General features: G+C 69.6%; 13 protein-coding genes and 4 pseudogenes. 6 read left to right on the top strand and 11 right to left on the bottom strand.

Annotation, left to right across the window (positions count from 1 at the left end; translation table 11 throughout):
- Window positions 1-261 precede the first annotated feature (261 nt).
- From ABD932_RS21350 to ABD932_RS21315, 7 genes and pseudogenes are all read right to left on the bottom strand, one after another.
- Window positions 262-1,968, bottom strand: a complete 1,707-nt coding sequence (locus ABD932_RS21350) for an alpha/beta hydrolase (RefSeq protein ID WP_345015102.1) — start codon at window positions 1,966-1,968, stop codon at window positions 262-264.
- Window positions 1,965-3,173, bottom strand: a complete 1,209-nt coding sequence (locus ABD932_RS21345; RefSeq protein WP_345015100.1) for a serine hydrolase domain-containing protein — start codon at window positions 3,171-3,173, stop codon at window positions 1,965-1,967. Before ABD932_RS21345 ends, ABD932_RS21350 begins: the two co-directional genes overlap by 4 nt.
- Window positions 3,174-3,805: 632 nt before the next feature.
- Window positions 3,806-4,096, bottom strand: coding sequence for a hypothetical protein (locus ABD932_RS21340; RefSeq protein ID WP_345015098.1), 291 nt, complete (start codon window positions 4,094-4,096; stop codon window positions 3,806-3,808).
- Window positions 4,097-4,116: 20 nt separating this feature from the next.
- Entirely contained in the window at window positions 4,117-8,049 is a 3,933-nt protein-coding gene (locus tag ABD932_RS21335) for an ALF repeat-containing protein (RefSeq protein WP_345015096.1), read from the bottom strand.
- A 247-nt stretch (window positions 8,050-8,296) separates the two neighbouring features.
- A complete protein-coding gene (locus tag ABD932_RS21330; RefSeq protein WP_345015094.1) occupies window positions 8,297-9,385 on the bottom strand; it encodes an ALF repeat-containing protein in 1,089 nt (362 codons plus the stop codon).
- 130 nt (window positions 9,386-9,515) lie between these two features.
- Window positions 9,516-11,144: an AbfB domain-containing protein gene (locus tag ABD932_RS21325; RefSeq protein WP_345015092.1), complete on the bottom strand. Its 1,629-nt coding sequence runs from the start codon at window positions 11,142-11,144 to the stop codon at window positions 9,516-9,518.
- Window positions 11,145-11,929: 785 nt separating this feature from the next.
- Window positions 11,930-12,064 (bottom strand): annotated as a pseudogene (locus tag ABD932_RS21315) (IS3 family transposase); the annotation flags it as partial.
- Between the two features lie 323 nt (window positions 12,065-12,387).
- On the opposite strand from ABD932_RS21315, the gene ABD932_RS21310 reads away from it, so the two are divergent.
- On the top strand, window positions 12,388-14,955 hold the full coding sequence (locus ABD932_RS21310; RefSeq protein WP_345015090.1) for a hypothetical protein: 2,568 nt from the start codon (window positions 12,388-12,390) through the stop codon (window positions 14,953-14,955).
- 122 nt (window positions 14,956-15,077) lie between these two features.
- Here the strand turns inward: ABD932_RS21310 and ABD932_RS21305 are convergent, their stop codons facing one another.
- Window positions 15,078-15,281 (bottom strand): hypothetical protein, encoded by a 204-nt coding sequence (locus ABD932_RS21305; protein WP_345015088.1) that lies wholly within the window; start codon window positions 15,279-15,281, stop codon window positions 15,078-15,080.
- A 20-nt stretch (window positions 15,282-15,301) separates the two neighbouring features.
- On the opposite strand from ABD932_RS21305, the pseudogene ABD932_RS21300 reads away from it, so the two are divergent.
- Together ABD932_RS21300 and ABD932_RS21295 are read left to right on the top strand one after the other, a co-directional pair.
- Window positions 15,302-15,505, top strand: a pseudogene (locus tag ABD932_RS21300) (tyrosine-type recombinase/integrase); the annotation flags it as partial.
- A gap of 355 nt (window positions 15,506-15,860) precedes the next feature.
- Window positions 15,861-15,986: pseudogene (locus tag ABD932_RS21295) on the top strand (transcriptional regulator); the annotation flags it as partial.
- Window positions 15,987-16,087: 101 nt separating this feature from the next.
- On the opposite strand, the gene ABD932_RS21290 reads toward ABD932_RS21295, so the two are convergent.
- Window positions 16,088-18,742: an RICIN domain-containing protein gene (locus ABD932_RS21290; protein WP_345015086.1), complete on the bottom strand. Its 2,655-nt coding sequence runs from the start codon at window positions 18,740-18,742 to the stop codon at window positions 16,088-16,090.
- 335 nt (window positions 18,743-19,077) lie between these two features.
- Here ABD932_RS21290 and ABD932_RS21285 point away from each other — a divergent pair, with 335 nt between their 5' ends.
- Both ABD932_RS21285 and ABD932_RS21280 read left to right on the top strand, forming a co-directional pair.
- Complete coding sequence (locus tag ABD932_RS21285; protein WP_345015084.1) at window positions 19,078-19,668, top strand: hypothetical protein; 591 nt, start codon at window positions 19,078-19,080, stop codon at window positions 19,666-19,668.
- Window positions 19,669-19,763: 95 nt separating this feature from the next.
- Complete coding sequence (locus ABD932_RS21280) at window positions 19,764-21,185, top strand: non-reducing end alpha-L-arabinofuranosidase family hydrolase (RefSeq protein WP_345015082.1); 1,422 nt, start codon at window positions 19,764-19,766, stop codon at window positions 21,183-21,185.
- A gap of 72 nt (window positions 21,186-21,257) precedes the next feature.
- On the opposite strand, the gene ABD932_RS21275 is transcribed toward ABD932_RS21280, so the two are convergent.
- Both ABD932_RS21275 and ABD932_RS21270 read right to left on the bottom strand, forming a co-directional pair.
- Complete coding sequence (locus ABD932_RS21275) at window positions 21,258-22,154, bottom strand: nuclear transport factor 2 family protein (protein ID WP_345015080.1); 897 nt, start codon at window positions 22,152-22,154, stop codon at window positions 21,258-21,260.
- Between the two features lie 87 nt (window positions 22,155-22,241).
- Window positions 22,242-22,493, bottom strand: a pseudogene (locus tag ABD932_RS21270) (two-component system sensor histidine kinase CseC); the annotation flags it as partial.
- Between the two features lie 170 nt (window positions 22,494-22,663).
- Here ABD932_RS21270 and ABD932_RS21265 point away from each other — a divergent pair.
- On the top strand, window positions 22,664-23,356 hold the full coding sequence (locus ABD932_RS21265) for a hypothetical protein (protein ID WP_345015078.1): 693 nt from the start codon (window positions 22,664-22,666) through the stop codon (window positions 23,354-23,356).
- Window positions 23,357-23,594 lie beyond the last annotated feature (238 nt).

The following is a 23,594-nucleotide window of genomic DNA, read 5'->3' as shown; positions in this document are numbered from 1 at the left end:
TGTGAATCGATGACGGTGTTCCGTCCGCCCGCTGGAGCGTGGCCAGGCGCTCGTGCCGTACGCGGATATCGGCGATGTACTCCTCGCCCGGAAGGCAGATGTGCTCTCGCGGCGGCGTGATGTATGTCTTGCCGACCACCTTTCACCCTTGATCGTCCTGGTCGCCGAGCGGCGCCTCCGCAGCGACGGGCCCCGGGCGGCGCGCGCCAGGTCCGGCGACACCTCTCCGTACGTTTGCCGGCGCTCGACGGGCCGCCTCCCTCAGCCGGAAGGCCGGTCGCAGGTGACGTCCGTGGCCGGCAGGCGGCCGCTGGCCAGGTAGGTGTTGACCGTCGCGTCGGCACAGGAGCTGCCGAAGACGCCGTACACGGCGTGCTGGTCCGCGCCACGGAGGGTGACCAGGCGGGAGGAGGGCCACATGCGGCGCACCGTCTGCGCGTTCCGGTAGGTGGTACGCGGGTCACCGGTTGCGTTGACCAGCAAGGCCGGAAGGTCGCCGCGGATCGTGGTGGGGCGTTCGCGTGGCGGGTCCCAGAACGCGCACGGACCGATGTTGTTGGTGACGGGACCGAACAACGGGTCCTGCGCACGGGCACGTCGGACATCGCGCCAGTACACCTCGGGAGAGCGCGGCGCGGACGCGTCCCCGCACAGGATCGCTGTCTGGGCACTGCCGTATGCGGAGTCGGATCCATTCAGCAGGAAGCCGAGCGTTTCGGCCAGCCACGGCGAGGGGGTGACCGTGTGGCCGTCGGCGGCGCGACGCATGTCCCGTACGGCCTGCGCGAGATCGGCGTAGGCGGCGTCGTTGTCCTGGGAGAGGCCGTTGAAGACGACGACGGGCACCAGATGCTCATCCACCCGGTGGGCGCCGATCGGCAGGGGCGTACGTCCGGCCGCCGCCTGGACGCTGTCCACGGCCGCCAGCACCTGGCCAGGGGTGCGGCCCAGACCGTAGGCGGTGTCGCGGGCGGCTGCCCAGGAGGCCCAGCCCTTGAGAGCGTGCCGGTTGGCCGGTTCCGTGCCGCGCAGCAGCCGGGGGTTGTAGCTGTCCGGAGCGACGACGCCGTCCAGCACGACTCGGTCGGTGCGGCCGGGGAACATCGTGGCGTACACCTGGCCGAGGTAGGTGCCGTACGAGTATCCGAGGTAGGAGATCCTGGGCTCGCCGAGCACGGCGCGGATGACGTCCATGTCGCGTGCGGTGTTCCGGGTCGTGACGTACGGCAGGACGTCGCCCCGTGACGTCCGGCAACGACCGGCGAGTTCCTCGGCCAGGGCCACCGCGCGGTCGAACCCCGCACGGTCGATCCCCGCGCCGCGTATGAAGGAGCCGGTGGGCCAGTGGCAGTCCAGCGGTGTGCTGCGGCCGACGAAACGGGGGTCGACGCCCACCACGTCGTAGCGCTCACCGACCTGCTTCATCGCCGTGCGCACCCACGGCGGGTCGCCGATCGTCTGCCCGCCGGGGCCACCACCGTTGAGCAGCAGCGCGCCCACGCGGTGGGCTGTGTCGGTGGCCCGGATCCGCGAGATCGCGACAGTGATCGTGCGGCCGTCCGGGTCGGCATAGTTCAACGGGACGGTGACATCGGCGCACTGGGCGCCCGCCTGCTGGAGTTCCTTGCCGGTCTGGTCGTCGGGTCCGAGCAGGCAGCTCTTCCAGTCGAGGTACTGCCGGTGGTAGCGGGCGAGGGGGTCCGCGATCGCAGGGGCGGGTTCGGCCGCCGCTGCGGGCGACGCGGCGACGGTGAGCGCCCCGACCAGGCACAGGGCGGCCCCCGCCGCGGTGCGCGACACGAGCCGGTGCAGGCCGCCGGCCGTGGAACCGCGCCGCGGTCCGGCCGTGCTCGCGGCTGCGGGGGAGGTGGGGGCAGGCGGCGGGGCCGGAGGCAAGGGAGCCGTACGGGCTGAGGAGATGGGGGACGACGTCGTACGGGACGGTGTACCGGGGGAGGAGCCGGTCATGCGGAAGTCCTTTCGGAAGACGTGCCCTCACAGAGGGACTTGTCGACGAGGTCCAGGAAGTCGAGCTCGGCCTGGAGCGAGGCGGGCACCTTGTTCAGGGCGACGGCCACACTCCGGCCGCCGGGGCCGACGGCGATCAGCGCCCGGTGACCGCCGGGCACCGTGCCGCCGTGCCCCCACCACGTCCCGCCGCAGGACAGCGGTGTCGAGATCAGGCCCAGCCCGTAGCGGGCGCCCGGCCACAGCCGATCGGCGTCGGTCTCCACCGTCCGTCGCATCTCGGCCAGTTGGGCCGCGGGCAGCAGTCGGCCGTCGAACAGGGCGGCGGCGAACCGCGTCAGGTCGCCCGGCGACGAGACCAGGGCGCCGCCGACCCCGCCGAAGGTCATGTTCCAGGCGGTGCCGTCGACGCGCCGGCCGTCGCCGTCGATGAAGTAGCTGCGGGAGTGAGGTCCTCGGACGCGGGTGTCGTCGCCGGGCCAGTAGGTGTCGTGCAGCCCGAGGGGCTTGATGATGCGGCGGGTGATCTCCGCCTCGGGGGTACGGCCGGTGACCTCGCGGACGATCATGCCGAGGACGAGGTAATTGGTGGTGGCGTAGTGCCAGTTGCCCTGCGGGCGCGGCAGTTCGAGGGCACGCGTGACGAGGTCGCGCGGCTCGAAGTGGCGGTACCGCAGCCGCTCGGGATGCTCCCATTCGGGGGCGTCGAGATAGTCGGGCAGTCCGCTGGTGTGCTGCAGGAGCTGTCGTACGGTGATCAGGCCCCCGTCGTGGCCGTGCCCGTGAATCAGGCCGGGCAGATAGCGGTCGACTGGGGCTTCCAGCGAGAGGCGGTGCTCGGCCACGAGTTGGAGGACGAGCGCCGCGGTGAACGTCTTGGTCACGCTGCCGACGCGCAGCCGGTCGACGGTGTTCATCGGGCGTCCGGCACGCAGATCCGCCGTTCCGGCGGTCTCGGCCCAACGTCCGCAGGGCTCGTCCGCGGTGGGGTCGCTCACCAGGACCGCGGCACCGGTGATGCTGTCGCGCTCGGTGAGGATGCGCAGCGCCTGGCGGGTCTCATCGTGCGTGCCGCAGTCGCGGCCAGAGCGTGAGCCCGGCGCCTGCGCGGTCGCCGCCGGGCCGGTGGCCAGCACGGTGGCCGCCACCAGGGCCGCGAGACCGATGCGCCTGCCGGTCCCAGAAGTCGGTAAGAAGGTTGGCATGCCACATCACGGTAGGCACGAGCGGTCCCGTGATCACTCCGGCAGGCATGTGCTTCGGAGCTGAGGCCAGCCCAAGCAGAGAGCCGGGAGCAGTCCCCCTGGACGGTCGGGGCCTTCTGCTGGTACGGGCGAGTTGGTGCGGCGGTTACCGCCGCTCCTCACAAGGCCGGTGGATGGCCGGTGGAAGGCCGTGGAAGGCCATTGGCATCGGTCGAGAGCCAATGGTGCGGTTGTGGTGCGCACCCCGCCCACGGGTCTGGACAACAAACAACCCCCGGGTCTCTGACCTGGGGGTTCGTAGTGGAGCGGGTGACGAGAATCGAACTCGCGCTCTCAGCTTGGGAAGTGGGTCAGTTGGCGCGGCTGCCATCCGGAAGAGTCGGGCCGTAGGCCCTGACGTCGGCCTGCTCCGAGGGGAGGCCATCCACCCACAGCGTCTGGATCTCGCAAACCGAACCGTTCATACGCGTACGTGTCAACGACGTCGACGTCCGCCGAGAGCCACCAGTCCATCGTGACTCCGAAGACCCCTTGACCTGCTTGATGGCCGATCCGCGACCCGTCCCCGGCCTTGCACCCGAACGACCGGAGGGGTCCGACCGCAAGCTGTCGGACCCCTCACGCACGCGCCACTAGTCCCCGATGAAGAGCATGTAGCCCGACCGGCGGATCGCCTGGTGGGCCTGCTCGATGACATGCCTCACCACAGGGGTCTTCTCCTCCTCTCGCAGCTCTTCGAGTTCGACGACAAGGCGCTCCAACTGGGGGGTGTTGAACATCGTCAGGTCGTACGGCGAGATGCCCCGCCGCAGGCTGTTTTCCGGCGCTCGCGCGCACAACGCGAGGAACGAATCCTCCACATCGTCACCGAACTCCTCGACGACATCCTGCGCGCGGTTCAGTCTCCGCATTCCCAGACCCATGCCGGGTCTCCTCTCTCGTTTCAGGGTGTCGGAGAAATCGGGTACATCGTCACTAGATCCCCGTGCACGCTCACCACAATGGTGAGGCAGTGGGTTTCCTGCTCTCCGCTCTGCCTGGAGGACTTGCCGAACTTCTTATTGGGGTCAAGGCAGACGTTCTTCTCACGGTAGGAGGAACCGCCATTCGCGTGCTTCCACCCACCCTGGTCCGTCATCGCCCCGTAGAAGATGTCCTTCAGGTCCCCGAGTGTGAGGTCGGAGTTGAACAGCCCCTTTTTGTCGGAGACCATGCTTCCGCCCTCGAAGTGGTAGTTCCGCAGGTTCCTCAGCGCGATCGTGTCGAGGGCGACCTCGATGCCATTCTCGGGGAGGTTCTGGCCAGTGGGAATGAACTCGCAGTCGTCCCAGCCGTCCCAGCCGTCCCAGCCGTCAAAACCTCCCCCTCCCGAGGAGGCTGCGGCCATGGATGCCCTCGAGGCCGAATTGGACATGGACTTGGGCGTGGACCTGGGCTTGGGCTTGGTGTCGCAGAGAACGGCCTTGGCGCGCTCGATGACCTTCTCGCCCTTGTCGACGAGCTTCCTCGCCTTGGCCGACTTGTCGAGGAAGTCGTTGATCCCCCAGATGATCTTGCCGAGCTTGGGCAGCTTGCTGAATAGCTTGGCGGCCTTCGTCCAGGGCAGGTTGGTGACGATCGCCCACAGGCAGGTCGGGATGTCGGGGTCGTCCCAGCACTCCTTGATCTCCTCGGCGGCGAGTTCGACGAGGAGTTCGGCGCCGTTCTCCATCAGGTAGTCGAGCAGGTCCTTCTGCGCGAGCGCTCGGGCAGCCTCGTACTCCGCCACGCTGATGCCTGCGGCTTCGAGGGCCTTGCGCTCCGCCTCCGTCAGGTCGCCGCCGGAGACCTCCTTCTTGGACTTGGCTGCCTCTTCGCGCTCCTTGCGCTCCTGCTCGCGTTGGTACTCCTCGGCTCGTCTGGCCGCCTCGTCGGCTTCCTTGGCGTGGGTACCGGCGTTCTTGGCGGCGGTCTCGGCCGACTTGGCGTGCTCCTCGGCGGAGGTGGCCAGCTTGTCGGCGTCGGCGGCGTCCTTCTCCGCCTGAGTTGCCGCGCCCTGGGCGACGCTCGCCTCCTTCTCGGCCAGGGTGGCGGCGCTGCCCGCGGCCGCGGCCTGGTTCTCCGCGTCGGTGGCGGCTCCACGGGCGCGTTCGGCCTCGGCCTCGGCCTGGGTGGCGGCAGTACGGGCCGCCGCCGCGTCCGCGAACGCCTGGTTGGCGGCCTGGCGGGCGAGTTTCGCGTCGGCCTGTGCCTGGGCATCGGCCTCGTTGGCCCGTGCCGCCGCGGCTCGTGCCTTGGCTCCGTCCTCGGCGGCCTGGGCCGCGGACTTCATCGCGGCCACGGAGGAGCGTGCCGCGTCCGCGGAGGAACGCGCCGCTGCTGCCGCCGCCTTGAACGCGGGGCCCACCTCGGCGTTGGCACGTGCGGCGGCGGCTTCGGCCGCTTCGGCGGCCTTGACCGCCTCCGCCGCTCTGGCCTCGGCCTTGGTGACCTCCGCCTGACCCGTCGCCAGGGCGGCCTGGGCCACCTCCGCGGCGAAGTCGGCGTTCACGTCGGTGCCGGTGAACGGCGCGGTGAGCTGGATGGCGGTGTTGGCCGGGTCGGCGATACCGGCGGCGGTCGTACGGGCAGAGGTAGCGGCCTGGACGGCGATGGTGGACTGCAGGCGGGCCATCGCCGCTTCCCTGGTGGCGCCGTCGGCTTCCTCCCGGGTGCGGTTGGCCGCCTGAAGGGCCTGGTTGGCCTGGATGGCGGCCAGCCCGGCGAGGCGGGAGGCCTCGTGGGCGGCGATGCCGGCCCGGGCTTCCTGCGCGGTGGCCTCGGCCGCCTTGGCATTGGCCCGCTGCGCCGCTGCGCGCGTGGCCGCGGCCTCGGACTCCGCCTTGCTCGCCGCCGCGTTCGCCGCGAAGGCGGCGGCTTCGGCCTTGTTGGCGGCGGCGTTGGCCCGCGCGGCGTGCGCGGTGGCTTCACTGGCCGCCGCCCGCGCCCGCGCGGCCGCACCGGCAGCCTCGATGGCCGCCGAACGCGAACGCACCGCCGCCGCAGATGCCTGATCGGCGGAGCCACGGGCCGCACCGGCGGCTGTTCCGGCCGAGTTCGCTGCGGATCGGGCCTCGGTGGCAGCCGTGCGCGCCGTCTCGGCGTGCTCGGTGCCCTTCGCCTTGGCGGCCAGCGCTTCGGTCGCCCGGGCCCGGGCCTCTTCCGCCTTGTGGAGGCGTTCGGCCTCCACCGCCTTGTTCCTGGCGTTGCGGGCCTTGGTCTCCTCGCCCCTGGCCAGCCCGTCGGCCGTGGCTGCGATGCCCTCCTGGGTCTGCGCGGTGGCCCGCTTCTCGGCCGCGACGGCCGCGGCGGCCTGCGCGTCGGCCCGCTTGGCCGAGGCGGTCCGTGCTTCGGCCTCGGCCCGCGCACGTGCCTGGGCGGCCACATCGCGTTCCCGTTCGGCCCGCGCCCGTGCGGCAGCCGCCAGGTCGCGCTCGCGTTCGGCGATCGCCCTCTGCTCGGATGCGATCCTGGCCTGGCGCTGCGCCTCGATCCGTGCGGCGCGCGTCTTCTGGGCGTGGTCCCACGCCTGCTTCTCGGCCTGCTCGGCCTCGATCCTGGCCTGGCGGGACTTGGCCGCCGCGTCCGCCGCGATCTTCGCCTGTTTGGCCGCCGCCTCGGCGAGCCGGGCCGCCGCCTTCGCGTGCTCCTCGGCGTTCGCCCGCCACTTGGCAGCCTGCTTCGCGTGCAGCTCGGCCTGGTTCTGGGAGTTCAGCCCGGCAGCGTCGGCGGCCGACGCGTCCACCGCGTGCTGTGCGGTCGCCGCCGCCTTGGCCGCCGCATCCGCCGCAGCCGCGATACCGGAGGCGACCTCGGACCACTGGACGCCGTGGGTGAGCCCCGTCTCGACCAGAACATCGGCCTGCACCTTGGCCTGGCCCGCCGCCACCTGCGCCTGCTTGGCCGCGTCCGCGGAGATACCGACCTGCCGCGCGATCTCGGTCTTGACCGGCCCGTAGTCGGACAGGCGCTTGCCGGCCCGGTCGGCGGCGAGCATCCGGTCGGCCTCGCGGGACTGCGAGGCCGCCGAGCTCATCGCGTTCGAAGCGGTCTTGAGTGCCTTCACCGCGTTGCCGTGCGCGGCAATCAGCTTCTTACGGGCCTCGGCGGCCGTGGCCGCGTTCTCCGCCAGCTTGCGCAGCCGCTCCGCCGCCTCCAGCGCCTCCTTCTGCGCCTTCTCGTGGGCCGCCTGGTCGTCCGCGTCCTTGCGCGCGGCGACCGTGTAGCCCTTCTCCAGGAACTCGGCGATCACCTTGTCGTCACCCGTGGCCAAGGCGGCCTGTGCGGCCCGCTTCACCTCCGGACCGCCGACCCCGACGAGCATCTCCACCCGCTTGCGGTTCTCCGCCGCGCGTTCCTTGTCGTTCTGCTCCGTGGCCTTGTCCCGCTGCCGCGCGATCTCGGCGCCGAACGCCAGGAAGTCGGCCCGGTCGCGGGCGGTGCCCTTCAGGACCCGCTCGACCTCCGCGTTGAAGAACGGGCCGCCCGTGCCGCGCAACGCCTCGATCTGGCGGCGGCCCGCGACATCGGCCGCGTCCCGCTTGTCCTTGGCGCGCTGTCGTGCCTCGGCCTCACCACGCTCCAGGAAATCCCGGATCGCATGCGGATCCGTACTTTCCAACGCCTTCCTGGCGGCCTCGCGGACTTCCTCCTCCTCGTCGAACTCCGCGAAATCCTCCACCAATTGCCGGTCGTGTTCCGCATTGATGTCGCCCAACGCGGAACGTGCCGGGGGCGCGACGGCCTCCGATTTCGGCAACCCGGCCAGTACCTGCGCAGGTGCGACCGTGTCACCCGGCCTCGGCGGGGTCACAGCACCGGCTTCCCCGGCCACAGCGCCGAGAATGACCACCGCCATGACGGCTGACACGACCTTGCCCATCAGGCCTGGCGCGCGGCCGCGTATCCGCCCGGCTCGAGTCCTGGGTCTTCCCCCCACAAAAAACTCCCTCAATGAATCGATCGGTAGATCGGGACAAGAAGCCGGCAACAGAAGACCGGCCGAAGAAACCCCCTGCCCTCGATGCGCGGGCAGGGGGAACAGGCCGGCGCCATGGCCGCGGACCCGGCGGTACGCAACCGGCGGAGTGCACCGGCCCGTGGCGTCAGCCCTTGACGCGGTTCTCGCTGTCGCGGGCCCGCTCGGCCATGTCCTTCCAGAACGAGGCCGTCAGGCCGGCCTCCGTCTGCTCCTTGGCCCAGTCGTCCTGCCGAGCCTCGGCCGGCGCTGCGATCTTCTGCCAGAGGCCGTCCGCGCTCTCCTTGGCCAGCCGGGCGATGTTCTGCCAGTTCCCCGCCTGCGCCATGGCCGCATCCTGCTCGGCCAGCCACGAGTTGCGCGCACCGTCCGCGTGCTCGGCCACCGCATGCCAGGCCCGCTCGGCCTCCGCACGCGCCTGCGCCGCGTCCGCCGACGACTTCAACGCCTCTTCGGCGGCCACCGCCTGCGCGATCAGCAACGACAGCACGTGGTGGCGCCGGACCTCCGCGTCCGCCACCCGAAGCCGGTAGGCCTCCACATCCAATGCGGCACCCGTCGCCCAGCCGTAGCCGAAGAACTCCTCGACGTCCGCATCCGTGGAGCCGGGCCGCAGCGCCCACCGCGCCGCCACCCGCACCTGCTCACCCGGGTCGTCCTCCGCGAGCGCCCGCACGAAGGCACGGTCTTGCTCAGCGACCTCCAGACGCTGCTTCGCATCAGCCTCCCGCCTCGTGCGGTCACGCTGCTGCGCCTCGGCGTAGCCGGTCTTCACGAACGCGGCCCGGTCGGCATCCGTACCCTTCAATGCCCGCTCCGCGGCCGACCGCACCTCCGGGGAGAACCCCATCGGATGCGTGGCCACCACCCGCTCGCAGAACGCCCGGTTGCGTGACCGTGCATCACGCAGCCGCTGCTTTGCTCCGTCGTAACCGCCCCCGGGGGCCAGCCACTCCGCGATCGCCGCGTCGCCCCGCGTACTGCGCAGCGCGTTCCACGCCGAGGTACGGATCTCCGCGGGCAGACCCGACTTGGCCAGCCGCAGTACCCGCGCCCGCGCCTCGTCCGCCGCGGCGGCCACCGCCGCCGAGGCCGGGCCGGCCGGATCGGCGGCCACCACGGCATGCGCCCGGGCGGGCGCCGCGCCCACGGACACGCCGCCACCGGTCAGCACGGCGACCGCCAACGCGGCCACGGCCCACCTCTGAGGTCTCACGCCGCGACCGGCGGAATCTGCCACCACTTCTGCCCTCTTCCCTCTCCTGCCGCTACACGCGGTTACCTGGCCGCGCGCGGTCGCGAGGCCCGACGCTGTCACGCCGGGCCGCCGTCCTCTTCGAGCCCCGTCAGGGAGCCAGCGGTGTGGAGACGCGCCAGCCCGCGATGCGGACCTTCTTGGCCTCCCCGGGTTCACCGCCGGGCAGGGGAAACGTGAAGGTGGAGCGGGCGTAAACGTCCTTCGTCGTGGGCGCGAGCCAGTTCACTCCACTGCCGGCGGTCTGGGTGAAGGACACGGCGCCGTGATTCGTGGGCACCAGGGGGGTCGTGCGAGTGCACCACGTGGCGCTCTTCCGGAAGGCGGCACTGCGGTCGTCCGCGGCGATCTCCACCCGCAGACCGTTCGCCTCGGCCTTGCCGCTCCTGAGGTAGTGGCCCGGCTTGCGCACGGACTCGAAGGAGTAGCAGCCGGGCTGGCTCGCGAGGGAGGGCACGACGACCCAGGTGGCGTCCTCACGGTCGGCCAGGGCGCTGGTGGACTTGAGTGAATCGTTGAGAAGGATCTTCCCGCGGTCGGCGCTGGACTGGCGCGCGTACTCGCCTTCTCCCCACGCCTTCAGGGACTGGCGCTTGAGCCGGTACTGGGTGTCCGCCTTCAGGAACAGCGCGACGTCGTCGTCGCTGCCGGCCAGGGCCTTCTTGGCCGCGGCGACCAAGTGAGGGTTGACGCCGCCGTTCTGCGCGGCGGCCTGTATCTGCAGGGCGAGCTTGCGGTTCGCCTCCGCGAGCTTCTTGCGCCGGTTCTCGTCGTCACGCTTGTACGCGGCGTCGGCGCCGGTGTGGATGTACGCCTTCCACACGGCCGGGTCGGAGCTGAGGGTGGCGCGCTGCCCTTCGGCGTACAGCTCGGTGCCGTGCAAGTCGGCGGCGGCCAGGCGCAGCAGTTCGCGGATGAAGTTGTCGTCGCTCAGCGCGAGCATGGCCTCGGAGGGCGTGATACGGAACAGGGCCGCGGCATTCTTGCGGGCGGCCAGTTCCTTGCGGCGTTCGGCCTCCTTGCGGTCCTGCTCCGCGAGGTCCTCCAGTTCCTTGGCCACGTCCCGCTTGTGGGCCTCGCGGGCGCCGTTGACGATGAACTCCCGCCAGTCCGCCGGCTCACCGAGCAGCGCCTGCAGTGCCGCGGCGCGTACCTCGGGGCCGGACGCCTCGTGCTTGGCGACGGCTCGGATGAAATTGTCGTCGCTGAGAGCCAGCAGTTCCGGGGTGCTGGGGATGCCGATGGTGAGCAGTACCTGGGACTTGGCCAGCCGCGCCGCCCGCTCGGCCTCGGCCTTCTCCCGCTCGCGCTGCTGGTCGAGCTTGTACGCCTCGTGGACGCCGGACACGATGAACTGCACGTGGTCCTCGGCGGACGTGCTGGCCATCGCCTGCTCGGCGGCGGTGCGCACCGCGTCCAGCTTCTCTCCCGCGTCGCCGGCCTTCTGCCACAGAGCGTGGATGAAGTCGTAGTCGCTGAGCAGGAGTACATCGGACGTCGGATCGAGACGGACCACGGCGGCGGCCTCGACGCGCTGGGCGTCGGTCGTCCCGATGCCCGCCGCTCGGGCCACGACGTCCGATGCCTCAACGGCGGGAGCGCTTTCGGCGACTGCTCCCGGTGCGATTGCGCCGGTGACGGCCGTGAGGGCGGTGGCGGTCACGAGGCCGCGCGTCACGATCCGCCGCATGCGTGCGGAAGCGAGGTGCTTGGTGTTCACGTGGGTGAAGACCTTTCTGCCGCTGCGTATCGGCGGCTCGACAGAAGAAAGGTAGAGACAGGAGAAAGGCAGAGAAAGGAGAAAGGCAGAGACAGGTGGAGGTGCTGCCGACGCTCTGCGGGCGGCAGGCACGCGAAAGCAGGCGTCAGACGGGTCCGCAGCGCGCGGTCATCGCGGTACTCACCCTCGTACGCCGCCGGAGGTGAAAATCAGTGATCCGGAACGCGAAGTCGTGCAGGCTACGGAACCTGACGGTCCTGCCCGAACCGGTGAATGTGATGAAGAAGGCGAATGGAAATGGTCACCCGGAGGAATTCCGAAGCGTCACAGGACAAGGCACTTGCTTGCCGCGCCATGGCTCGAAGATGCACTCGGCAGCACAGCAGCACAGACGTCCGCCATGACAATGACGGAATACACAGGCCTACGCCTCACGATTTCCCCCGCTACTGCAAATGAAATACCTGGGGGCGCCCGGTCCGTCGAAGCATCACTGCCCCGTCGGTCCCCTCCGGAACGCAGCCCGGTCATGCTGGTCATCAGGAGCCTAACCCACGTTTACCGAGCCACGCAATGATTTCCCTGCCGTGCGTATATGGTCGGCCGGTGGCGACTACCGGTAGTTCGTTACTGAACTTCAACTCGGGTTGTCGCAGTGGGTTATGCGGGGTGCAGGGCGAGCCCGGTTTCTGCGAGACAGCCGTCGAGGAGGGCAGGGCGGTGCTGGATCCTGCGGAGCCCTCGGCGAACGGCGCGGATGAACCGATCCGGGTTCGGTAGAGATCTCAGATGTTGGCTGTGATCTGGGAGTTCGTGGTTGCTCGGTAGAAGTTGGCTTCGTATTCGACGGGCGGAACGTGCCCCATCTCACTGTGGAGTCGGCGGTGGTTGTACCAGTCGACCCACTCGGCAGTGGCGAGTGTCCAGGGCGTCCAGGACGAGTTGGTTCTGTCTCGACAGAAGGACGCGGACCAGCCGACGATGCGGCGGGAGAAGGTGTCCACGATGCTCGTGATGACCTTCTTGCCGAGCGCTGGCCACCTCCGACACCAGCTGATCGCCGAGGTCGGCCACGGTCCGGCTCATCGGCTGCAGATCCGTAGACCTGGCAGGCCGGCGGCGTGTCGGTGCACATGACAATCAAGCTGGCGATCGCGGGAAAGCGTCTTAAAGTGAGCTGATCGTCACCTGTGACAGATGTGCCGGGGACGGTCTCAAGGGATATGGCCAGGGGGGGCAATTGATGTCTGTTTTTCGCACGGGACTCGTTCGAAGACGTGCCGCGGCGGGGCTGTGCGGAGCGGCGCTGGCCGCCTCGCTGCTGCTTGCGCCCGCGGCGACGGCGTCGGGCGGCGGACCGGCCACGGTGGGGGCGGTTTCGTCGGTGGAGGACGAGGCGCTCCGCATCGGGCGCAGCGTCGAGATGGGGGACGACGGGCGCGTCGAGCTCATCGACGGACGAGATGTCCGGGTGACGGCCGACGGGGCAGGGGCCGGGCAGGCAACCCGTTACTCCGTCGCGTCGGTGCAAGGCACCGTGTCCGTGCGGCCGACCGGGAAGTCCGCCGCTCATCGCACGGCCGCGAAGCTTCCGTTGACGGCGCGAACCAAAGCCACACAGAGCGTCGCCACTACGGCGAACGCCGGCGCGTCAACGTACTCGGTCAAACTGAGCATCACGAACGCCGACGTCCGGTCCAAGTTGTTCTACGTCTGGGACCGCCGGACCTGGACGCCGTACGCCGTCAACAGCGACACCGCCGGCGGCTCGTCGACCGTGAAGCTGCCGCCGGGTGACTACTTCTCGGTCGCGCTGCACAGTGACTGGCAGGAGCCGAGCTATCTGCTCTCCCGTGCCTTCTCGGTCGGTTCGGCCGCCAAGACGGTCACCTTCGACGAGCGCGCGGCCAAGGAGACCGCGATCCGCACCGACGACACCACCGCTACCCGGCACGCATCCGCCGTGTGGATCAGCGTCCCGGGCGGCGATCTGGCGGGCTTTGCCGGCTCGGGGGCCGACAAGGTGTACGTCACTCCGTTCTCGGTGAGCGGCGTTTCGCTGCGCCTGCACGAGGTGCTCGGCAAGAAGGGCGCCTCGGCGAGCGTGCCGAGCCCCTTCCGCTACGACCTCACGCACAGCTTCACCACCACCGTGCCCGCCTCGCCCATCAAGACGGTCCGTGCGTCCTCCCTGGCGAAGAGCGTCACGAAGGTGGCCGCCCCGGGCACGCGGACGACTGCCTTTCTGCAGAGCGTCCCTTCCTTCGGCGAGTGGACGGGCGTCTACATTGGCGCCGCGGTGCCCGTTGGCGGTTCGGTCACCGAGTACGCCACCCCGGGTATCACCTACAGCCGACTGCTGTCCTACGGCACCGGCGAGCTGAGCCTGGACCTCCCGGACCGCACGTCTGTCGCCGGTACCGGTGCGGGCGAGACCCTGGGCGCGGCCCCGCTGCAGCCACTGCGCGAGGAGTGGGGCGGTTCGGAGCGGAACTTCGGGAAGATCCGGCTGTACGAGCCGAATGCATTCGGTGACGCGGCCGGCCACGCGGGAACCGACAGCCGCGCGATGTACTCGTACAAGCTCACCTCCTCCGACGGCGTCACCTACGCCCAGGCCGACGGCCTCCACGCGTTCGACGCGCTGACGTCGTCCAGCTTGCCGTCGTTCGAGAGGACGTACACCCTCGACCAGACCGTCCACCGCCGTGTCCCGTACTCGCGGCTGTCCACGGACGTACGCAACGAGTGGACGTTCCGCTCGGAATACGAGGAGGGTCAGGAACTCCCTCTGATCGACGCCCGGTTGAACGTTCCGGGACTCGACGGTTTCGGCCGGGCGGCCGCCGGTACGGTTCGGGTCCAGGCGAGCGCGATCACCCGCAACACGGATGCGGCGGAGGCGAACACCAGGATCACGGGGCTCGCCTACTCCACGGACGACGGCACGACCTGGACGGACCTGGCCGTTGCGTCGGACGGCTCGGCGGGTCTCGACGTTCCCGTCACCGCCTCCTTCGTCTCGCTGCGCGTGACCGCCGCCGACGACCAGGGCGGCAGCCTCCGCCGCACCATCACGCGGGCGTTCGCGGGCCCGGCGCCGCACGGCGACGAGACAGTGGGAGCGACCCGCATCTCGAACGTCACGGTCAACGCAGGCAAGCCGGTAGAGCTGACCGACGAGCCGCTGCAGGACTTCAAGGCGAAGTTCACCGCAACCGCCCCGTCCGGGATCGCGAGCGGAGACATGTACCTCTACAAGGGTTCGTACGACACCCCTGACGCCGTCCTCTACGGAACTTGGCCGGCCGCCTGCACCAAGGTCAACGCAACCACCTCCACCTGCGAGGCGCACTTCGCCTACATCCACCCGCGCTGGAGCCTCGGCCGCAACTCCCTCGCCGGCACCTGGAAGTTGGCTGCCTGGGCCGAGTCCGCGGACGGTACGGGCCACGTCGACCTGCACGCCGCCAAGTCGGCGCCCGTACTGCGTGACGCGACGCTGACTGCCAACGCGGCTCCCGAGCCGGTGACCAAGGGCAAGACCCTCACCATCACCGGCAAGCTCTCCCGCGCGGACTGGGAGACGCTCGGCGGCCACCATGGCTACGCCGGTCAGAAGGCGAAGCTCCAGTTCCGCAAGAAGGGGACGTCCACGTACACGACCCTGAAGACGATCACCACCGACAGCTCCGGAAACCTGAAGACCACAGCGAAGGCGACGACGGACGGCTACTGGCGTTACACCTTCGCCGGCACGTCCACCACCGCGCCCGCCACCGCCGCGGGCGACTACGTCGACGTCCGCTGACCTCGCCTACCTCGCCGGGTCCCGGTCCGTGGAGCCAGGACCCGGCGAGCCTCACCCGGGTCCCGCCCGACAGCGAGCACAACATCCACGACATCGCCTGAGGCGCTTCCGCCGTGCCTGCGTCAGGCGAAGGTGGCGATCAGGGAGAGCGTGGAAGTCAGCAGGGACACGAGTCCTGGGATTCCGTCGCACTTGGCCAGGATCTGTTCCAGCATGGTCCTCGCGGCTGAGCGGCCGCCGGTGTCGTCGAGGTGTTGCTGGGCGGTGAGGTCGAGAAGGACGACACACTGCTGGTAGTCGTTGACGCGTCCTTGCTCGGCGGCCAATTCCCGTCGGATGCGGTCGAGCAGTGCTCAAGGACACCATGGTTCGTGCCGGGCAGTCCTCGGAGAAAGCCGCGCTGATCTATCAGCACTCCGACGACGAGCGGCAAGAGGAGGTCGCCGCCGGGCTGGACGCCACGGTCCGGAGGGCTCGGGCCGCTCGGGATACCGGCGCCCGGATGAAGCCCGACGAGCCTTCTGCCACGAATCTGGCACGCGACCGCTGATCACGACGGACAGCAAAAAGGCCCGGGTCTCTGACCTGGGCCTTAGTCGTGGAGCGGGTGACGAGAATCGAACTCGCGCTCTCAGCTTGGGAAGCGACGGCGCTCGACTGGCCCCTATGTCTATGACCTGGACTGGTGGGCAGAGTGCGTTCTCGGACGGGCACGGTGTCGAGGACGAGCTCGACGCTGCCGCCAGGGCTTCCGGCGGGGAGGTCCGGGAAAGTGGCGGCCATCGGCACCGTGGCCGGACCGGGGCTCACAGGACTCCTCCGAGAAGCTCTTCGTGAGTCGGGAAATATCAATGCCGTCCGTCGCCGTGTACTTGGCGGGCCGCTGCTGATAGCCGGCCGGTGTACCGCAGGTCGTGGAGCTTCTCCGGGTCGCACGGACCATCCTGTCCGGGGTGCTCGCCGGGCAGGCCGAGCTGCTGGCCGACCTTCAGGCCGCGCAGGGTGAGGGTGAGGCAGAGCCGTCGTCGTAGCGACCCGGTTGAAGTGACGCGCCCCACGCCTCCGCAGGGTCCCTCAGCCCCAGCGCGGGGCCGCCGGCCGTTGTGGCTGCGGCCCCGCTCGGGTGTGTGGGTCAGGACGGGTCGCCGTACTGGAGGCCGCGTCCGTTGGTGCCGACGTAGACGCGCCCGTAGGTGTCGGGGTCGCCGGTGATGACGCCGACGCCGCCGATGGCGCCCCACTGGTGGGCCTTGTCGTTGACGCGGAGCCAGGTGGCGCCCTTGTCGGTGGAGCGGAAGACTCCGGTGACGTCCTTGACGGTGCCGATCAGGTACAGCGCCTGGTAGCCGGTGCCCGGCTTGGCCTTGCCGAAGCCGAGGGCGGAGGCGGACTGCACCGACCTGAGCGTGGTGAAGGTGCGGCCGCCGTCGGTGGAGTGCAGCAGTCCCTTGCCGTAGCCGGAGATCCACAGGTCCTCGGCGATGCCGGGGGCGGCCTTGAGCCGGCCGTCGGTGGGCAGGTTGCCGGCGCGGGCGGTGAAGGTCGCGCCGCCGTCGGTGCTGGCGTAGAGCGTGCCGCCGGACAGGGAGTAGAAGGTCCTGGCCGAGGAGCGGTCGGCGACGACCACGGCGTCATTGCCCAGGCCACTGACCCTCGACCAGCTCGCCCCGTTGTCGGTCGAGCGGTACGGGGCCTGGCCGGCCTGGGTCCAGACGATGGTGGAGCCGTCCGCCGCGAGCGCGACATGGCCGTCCTGGGCTTCGGCCACCGGCTCTGCCTTGAAGCCGTTCCAGCTGAGGCCGCCGTCGGTGGAGTAGGCGCCGTCCTGCGCGCTGCCACGGCCGACGCGGACCATCATCGAGGGCTTGGACTGGGCGAAGTCGATGTCGGTGCTGTTGGTCATCATCGGGTTCTTCAGCCGCCCGGAGGGCACCTTGGTCAGGGAGTCGTGCCGGAAGCCGCCCTGGTCGCCCATGGAGGTGATGACGGTGGCGCCGCCGGGCGGGGCGATCGCGTCCATCAGCGCGGTCTCCTCCAGCCCTCGGGCACCCATGTGCCAGTGGCTGGTGCCGCCGCTGTCGGAGGCGTTCGCGTCCTTGCTGCGCAGGATGCCGTTGCCGGTGCCGTACAGCACGTGCCCGGAGTTGAAGGGATCGATGGCCAGGGCGGTCATCCAGTGCCCGGTGTGGGTGCCGACGTAAGGAGCGGCGGAGGCGCTGCGCACCGACTTGTCGGCCAGTGCCTTCCAGGTCGTGCCGCCGTCGGTGCTGCGGTAGATCTCGTCCTCGGGCCACCAGCGGCCGAGGGTGGTGACCATCACCGTGGAGGGCTTGCGCGGGTCGACGGCCAGACCGGAGAACCCGTAGCTGCCCTGGGACGGGGAGATGTTCTTCCACGCCCCGCGGTTCGGCGTGTACTTCCACACCGAGCCCGCCGTCACACCGTTGGGTCCGAGGTTGTTGGTGTACGTCAGGTACAGCGAGCCGTCACCGGAGAGCACGCCGTGCTGCGGCAGTTGGCCGGTGGGCTGTCCGGCAACCGGCTGCCAGCTGTTGCCGCCGTCGGTGGAGCGGTACAGGGAGGTGGACCTGTCGTTGACGCCGACGTAGATCGTCTTGCTGCCGGCCGGGCCGTACGTCACGAAGGAGATGCCCGCGCCGCTGCCCGCCCCGTCCTTGACGGGGAACGAGGAGACCTGACGCCATGTCACGCCGTAGTCGGTGCTGCGCCACAGGCCGTTCTTGCGGCTGCCCAACAGCAGGGTTGCGTTGTTCGCGGGGTCGACCACCAGCCGTTCGCCCGCCCCGCGGCCGTCCTCGTTGCCGCCCAGCTTGAACGGCAGATCGGTGCGCTTGAAGGTGCGGCCCCGGTCGGTGGAGCGCAGGATCGCGCCGTTGCCCGCCCAGTCGTTGGTGTAGGTGCCGGCCCCGAGGTAGAGCCGCTTGGGGTCGACGGGGTCGGTGGCCAGCGAGTCGATGCCCAGCAGGTTCCAGTCCTTCTCACCCAGCCAGTCGGTCAGCGGGATCCACTGCTCGGCCCCGGTGTCCCAGCGGTAGGCGCCGCCCATGTCGGTGCGCGCGTACAGCAGGCCCTTCTCCCGCGGGTTGAACACCAGCCCGGTGACGTAACCGCCGCCCACCACCTGGGCGTTCTTCCACACATACGGTCCGGCCGCGGCCGCGGTCTGCGCCCCGCCGGTCCCGGACGTCTGCGTCTCGGCCGTCTTGACCAGCTTCCACTGCTGGTTGGTGCCGCCCCGGCTCGGATACTGGACGACTGCCGCGCCTTGAGCCGTGGAGCCCCCGGAGACGTCCAGGACCTGGCCGCTCCTGCGGGAGGTGAGGGTGACGGCGTCGGAACCGCTCACATCGTCGATCCGCCACTCCTGTGAGGTGGCGGAACTGTCGGTCTGCTGTTCGGCGGCGGCCCCCTGGGCGGTCGAGTTGCCTGCTATGCCCAGTACTTTGCCGCTGTTGCGGTTGACGAGCTCGTAGTAGCCGTCGCCCTTGGACTTCAGCTTCCACTGCTGGTTGGCGGTGTTCTGGTCGGTCCACTGCTGGATACGGGTGCCGTCGGCGGTGGAGAAGCCGTTGACGTCCAGCACCTTGCCGCTGCGCACGGAAACCAGCCGGTAGTACGCGTCGCCGTCGACCGTCGCGGCCTGCGAGTCCTCCTGCGCGAACAGGAGATACGGCACGACCGCGGCGGGCACGCCCAGCAGCACAGCGGTGGCGGTCCAGCGACGGCGATGACGCCCGCGGCGCCCGCCGTTCGTGGGGTTGTTCATGGGGAGGCGTTCTCCTTGCCTGCCGTTCACCAGAGGAAAAGCGAATCCGGGCACCGGAACTGGCCGGATCCGCTTCCTTGTCGTCACAGGCTCCGCACAGGTTGCCGCGCGCCGGGAACTTTTTTCAGGGCACCTCCTCCGATCTGCGTCATTCCAGCCGCCGCCAGGCCCGGATCGGCGCTGCGGAAAGAACCTGCCGTGCCTTCCGGCCATCTCACAGAGGGGCACATCGCCTGGGGGAACCGTGCGATGCGACCAGAACCACCAGGTGGTGGTGGGCCGCAGCGCCGCCTGGCACTTCCTGGGCACCGGCACCAACCATCCTGGCCCTGGCCATGGATTCCAAACCGACCGCGCTGGCCTTCCTGCCGTTGCTGCTCGCACTGCCGAGAAAGCAGTGGCTGCGCGCGGGGCTGTGGTGTGCGGGTCTGGTCGCGCTCGTCTGGCTGCCGTTCCTCCTCCACGCCCCGCAGTCGTTCGCCGCGGCCGAGTTCACCATCCCCAACCAGCCTGCGTCCGCCCTGCGCTGGCTGGGCGTCGACGATCCGCGAACCCCGCCCTGGGACCGGCCCGCACAGGCCGCGGTGGGCCTGGCGCTGGGTTGCGTCGCGGTCCGGCGAGGGCGCTGGCCCGCAGTCGTCCTGCTCGGCGCCAACGCCCGGATCGCCCTGGACCCCAGCGTCTACACGTACTGGGTGCCGTGGTGGAGCTGGATCGCACTGATCACCCTGTACGGCACGGTCTTCGTCGTTCCCCATGACCCGACCCGCGGCCTGATCCGCCTGGGCTTCGTCGGCGTCTCCACCGCATACGTCCTGTTCTGGCCGGTGCGAGACCGACGCCGCCGGCGCTCGCTGTCCCGTGGCGGGCGGGTGAGCGCAAGCCCTGCGAATGTTGCGGGGCGCGAATCGTGTGAGAAGTATTGACGCCGTTCGCCGGGTCTCTCATCATCCACTCTGCTCGATATGTCGACTCCGGTTCGGAATATCGAACATACTACTTCTCAAGGATGAGAGGTCCCATGCGCGGACGTAGTTTCATCCGCAGACGGCTGTCTGCGGTGTTTGCAGTCCCGGTTGCGGTTCTGGCCACGTTGTCGGCGATGCTCGTCGCCAACCCGGCTCAGGCTGCCACCACCGGCGCCGTGCGCGGCGTCGCTTCCGGCCGGTGTCTCGATGTGTCGGGCGCGAGCCAGACCGACGGCACGAACGTGCAGATCTGGGACTGCCACGGCGGGACCAACCAGCAGTGGACGCTGACGGACAACAACCAGCTGACCGTGTACGGCAACAAGTGCCTGGACGTTCCGGGCCACGCCACCACGGCCGGTACCCGGCCGGTGATCTGGTCCTGCAACGGCGGTACGAACCAGCAGTGGCGGGTCAACGCCGACGGCACGATCGTCGCCGTGGAGTCCGGACTGTGCCTGGACGTGTCGGGCGCCGGTACGGCGAACGGTACGGCGGTGCAGCTGTGGAACTGCACCGGCGGCAGCAACCAGAAGTGGACCGGCCTGTCCGGGGCGGGCAGCACCTGTTCCCTTCCGTCGACGTACCGGTGGACCTCGACGGGTCCGCTGGCGCAGCCGGCCAACGGGTGGCTCTCGCTGAAGGACTTCACCACCGTGACGTACAACGGCAAGCACCTGGTCTACGGGACGTACTCCGACGGCAACTGGCACTCGATGGGCTTCGCTCCCTTCACGAACTGGTCGGACATGGCGTCGGCCGGACAGACCGGGATGAGCCAGTCCGCGGTGGCGCCCAAGCTGTTCTACTTCGCGCCCAAGAACATCTGGGTGCTGGCCTCGAACGGGTGGGGCACCCAATGGCCGTTCGTCTACCGCACGTCGAGCGACCCGACCAACCCCAACGGCTGGTCTGCGGCGCAGCCGCTGTTCACCGGCAGCCTCCCCGTCGGCGGCCCGATCGACCCGACCCTGATCGCCGACGACCGGAACATGTACCTGTTCTTCGCCAATGACAAGGGCGGCATCTTCAAGTCGACCATGCCGATCGGGAACTTCCCGAGCAGCTTCGGCTCGTCGTACACCACGGTCATGACCGACACGGAGAAGAACCTGTTCGAGGCGCCGGAGGTCTACAAGGTCCAGGGCCAGAACCAGTACCTCATGATCGTCGAGGCTCGTGGTGTGAATGAGGACCGCTTCTTCCGTTCCTTCACGGCCACCAGCCTGGACGGTCCGTGGACCCCGCAGGCCGCCACCGAGTCCAACCCCTTCGCGGGCAAGGCCAACAGCGGCGCCACCTGGACCAACGGCATCAGCCACGGTGACCTGGTCCGCAACAACCCCGACCAGACCATGACCATCGACCCCTGCAACCTGCAGTTCCTCTACCAGGGCCTGCCCACCAACACACCGGCGAACACCCCCTACGAGAGACTGCCGTACCGGCCGGGGCTGCTCACCCTGCAGCGCTGACCCGTAGCGGAACCCCAGCCGCACGGCGGCTGGGGTTCCGTCGACGCTTGCCGTTCAGCCCTGCGGACCGGGCTACTGCCCGTCGGCGACGACGTCCCAGTGCTCGATGATCTTTCCGTCGACCACGCGGAAGAGGTCCACGACGACGTAGTCGGAGCTGAAGACCCACACCAGATCCCCGTCCGCGAGGGTGTTGCCGAACCAAATCCCGCCGCCTCCGGTACCGCTGGGCGAGGGAGCGCCCTGCGTGTTCTGCTGGAAGAACTGCTTCAGCGGAGCCGTTCCGCTCGCGGCCGCCGGGTTGTGCTGGTGGTACCGCGGATCCCAGCTCTTGTCGATCACGGTCGCGTCTCCGTCGGAGAGCTTGCGATACGCGTCGACCGCGAACTTCCGGTTCTTCTCCTCCTGTTCCTCGGACAGGGTCGGTTCCCCGTTCGGGTACCGGTACACATCGCTGAACAGAGAGTTCCCGCTGGCTGTCTTCTTCAGCACGGTCTGTGTGATGCCCCAGCGCTCGACCAGCTTGCCGTTGTCGACCCGGAACAGGTCGGCCTTGGCCTCGCCCGTCGCCTCGTTCTTCGGGGTGGCCGACGCGTGCCAGTGCACGGCCACCAGGTCACCGTCGGCGGCCACGTGCTTGACGGTCACCACCGCGCCGGGAATCTTCGCCTTGACGTCCTTGAACTGCTTGACCTGCCCGTCGGCCCCGCCGGGCACCGACTTGTCGTGCTGCACGTAGTCGGTACCGACGAGTTCCTTCACCACGTCGGTCTTGTCCTTGTTGAACGCCTCCGAGTACAGGCGCAGAACGAGCGCCTCGTTCCGCTCCTCGGAGGCCGACGACGAGCGGGCCGCGGCGGACGTCGTCGACGGGGTGGCCGGGTCGGTGGCGGACGTGCTGCTGCAGGCCGTCGCGAGGCAGGCCACGGCCACGGCAGCAAGCCAGGGCAGAGTCTTCCGGTATCTCACCCGAGTCTCCTGTGTACGGTCCTACTTGGGGGGAGTCCCACCAGGCGCGGTTGGAAAGGGCCCCTCCCGCACGGCCATCCCATCGCGTCAGCCGCAGACATCCACTCCGCCGACCAGTGGGGCCACCCCCGCCGACTGGCTGGATCCGGCCCATCCGAAAGGTGCACCCCGCCTCCGGCGGATCAGTCCGTCGGCAGCCGCAGCTCCGTCTCCGCACCCCCCCTCCGGACGGTTGCGGAAGGTCAGGCGGGCGCCGAGCAGACGGGCCTGGCCGGTCGCGATGGTCAGGCCGAGGCCGGTGCCGCCGGTCCGGGAGCCTGTGCGGAAGCGCTGAGGGCCGGAGTGCTCTTCGGCGGCAAGACCTACCGGAAGTCGTTCGACACGGCGGTGTTCGCACCGAGGGTGGTCCCCGGGCTGTCCGGTGTCTTCCACGGCCCCGACGGAAGCTACGGCCAGCTTCCGCTCTTCCGACGGCCGGCGCAACGAGGCGGCGCTCCACCCTGGCCTCGGTGCGCACGACGCTGTACCGCAACGGCCGGAAGGCCGCCTCGAACGCCGGCCCGCTGACCGGCGAAAAGGTGTTCAAGGTCCTGGCCGGCGAGGCCGAGTACACCCTGACTACGTCGGCCAGGCGCAGCGCCCGGGTTCAGGCCGCCTCCACCCGGGTCGACGCGAGCTGGACGTTCCACTCGAAGGCGCCGTCCAGTGGGCTGCCGACCGAACTGCCGGTCTCCACGGTGCGCTTCGCACCGAAGACGGGCCTGGACAGCCGGGTCGAGGTCGGCCGTACGGGCACCTACCCGGTCACCGTCGAGGGCGCGGCCAGGGGCCGCAACCTCAAGTCGCGGACGGTGTACGGCATCGACGCGTTCGACCCGATCGCGCGACTCTGCGGCGCAGGCGTGCTGGATCTCCGCGGCATGACGTTAGGTCGGCTGGATCTGAGCTCCGGCGCGGTGCGGCTGCGGCTGGCCGTGGTCGGTCCCGCGCTGATCGCGTTCGGATACGCCGTCTCGTGGCTGGCGCTCCGGCGACCGGCGGTGCTCAGAACATCATGGCCGGGATTCATGCCAAGAAGGGGGTGCCCTGAAGAACCCCGGCATGCCATCGGGATCCTTCGACACGCCCGCCGGCCCGGCGCCAGGCGTATCACGTCTGTGCTGTCCAATTCCGCCGAATGTTTGGCCCGGATTAACTTCTAGCGTCTGCGTTCTGCGATCGGGGTCATTCGACCCGCCGAACACGAGGGCCGATGCTATTCGACCCGTCGAACAAAAGAGTCGACTACTACGCTCAAACGCCAGCTCCGACCGACAGTTGGACCTCAGCCCGTGCAGGTAAGGGCCCTGCACACAAGGGCTGTTCACCACCCAGTCGATCACTCAGCGAATGGCTACCAACGGGTCCCGTCACCAATTCCCGGCCGACCGAGCCTTTCTG

The sequence above is a fragment of the Streptomyces shaanxiensis genome, from assembly GCF_039537145.1.
In the GTDB taxonomy this organism is placed as follows: Bacteria; Actinomycetota; Actinomycetes; order Streptomycetales; family Streptomycetaceae; genus Streptomyces; species Streptomyces shaanxiensis.
The sequence above is the reverse complement of the archived record's forward strand: the minus strand, read 5'-3'. Positions and strand labels throughout refer to the sequence as shown.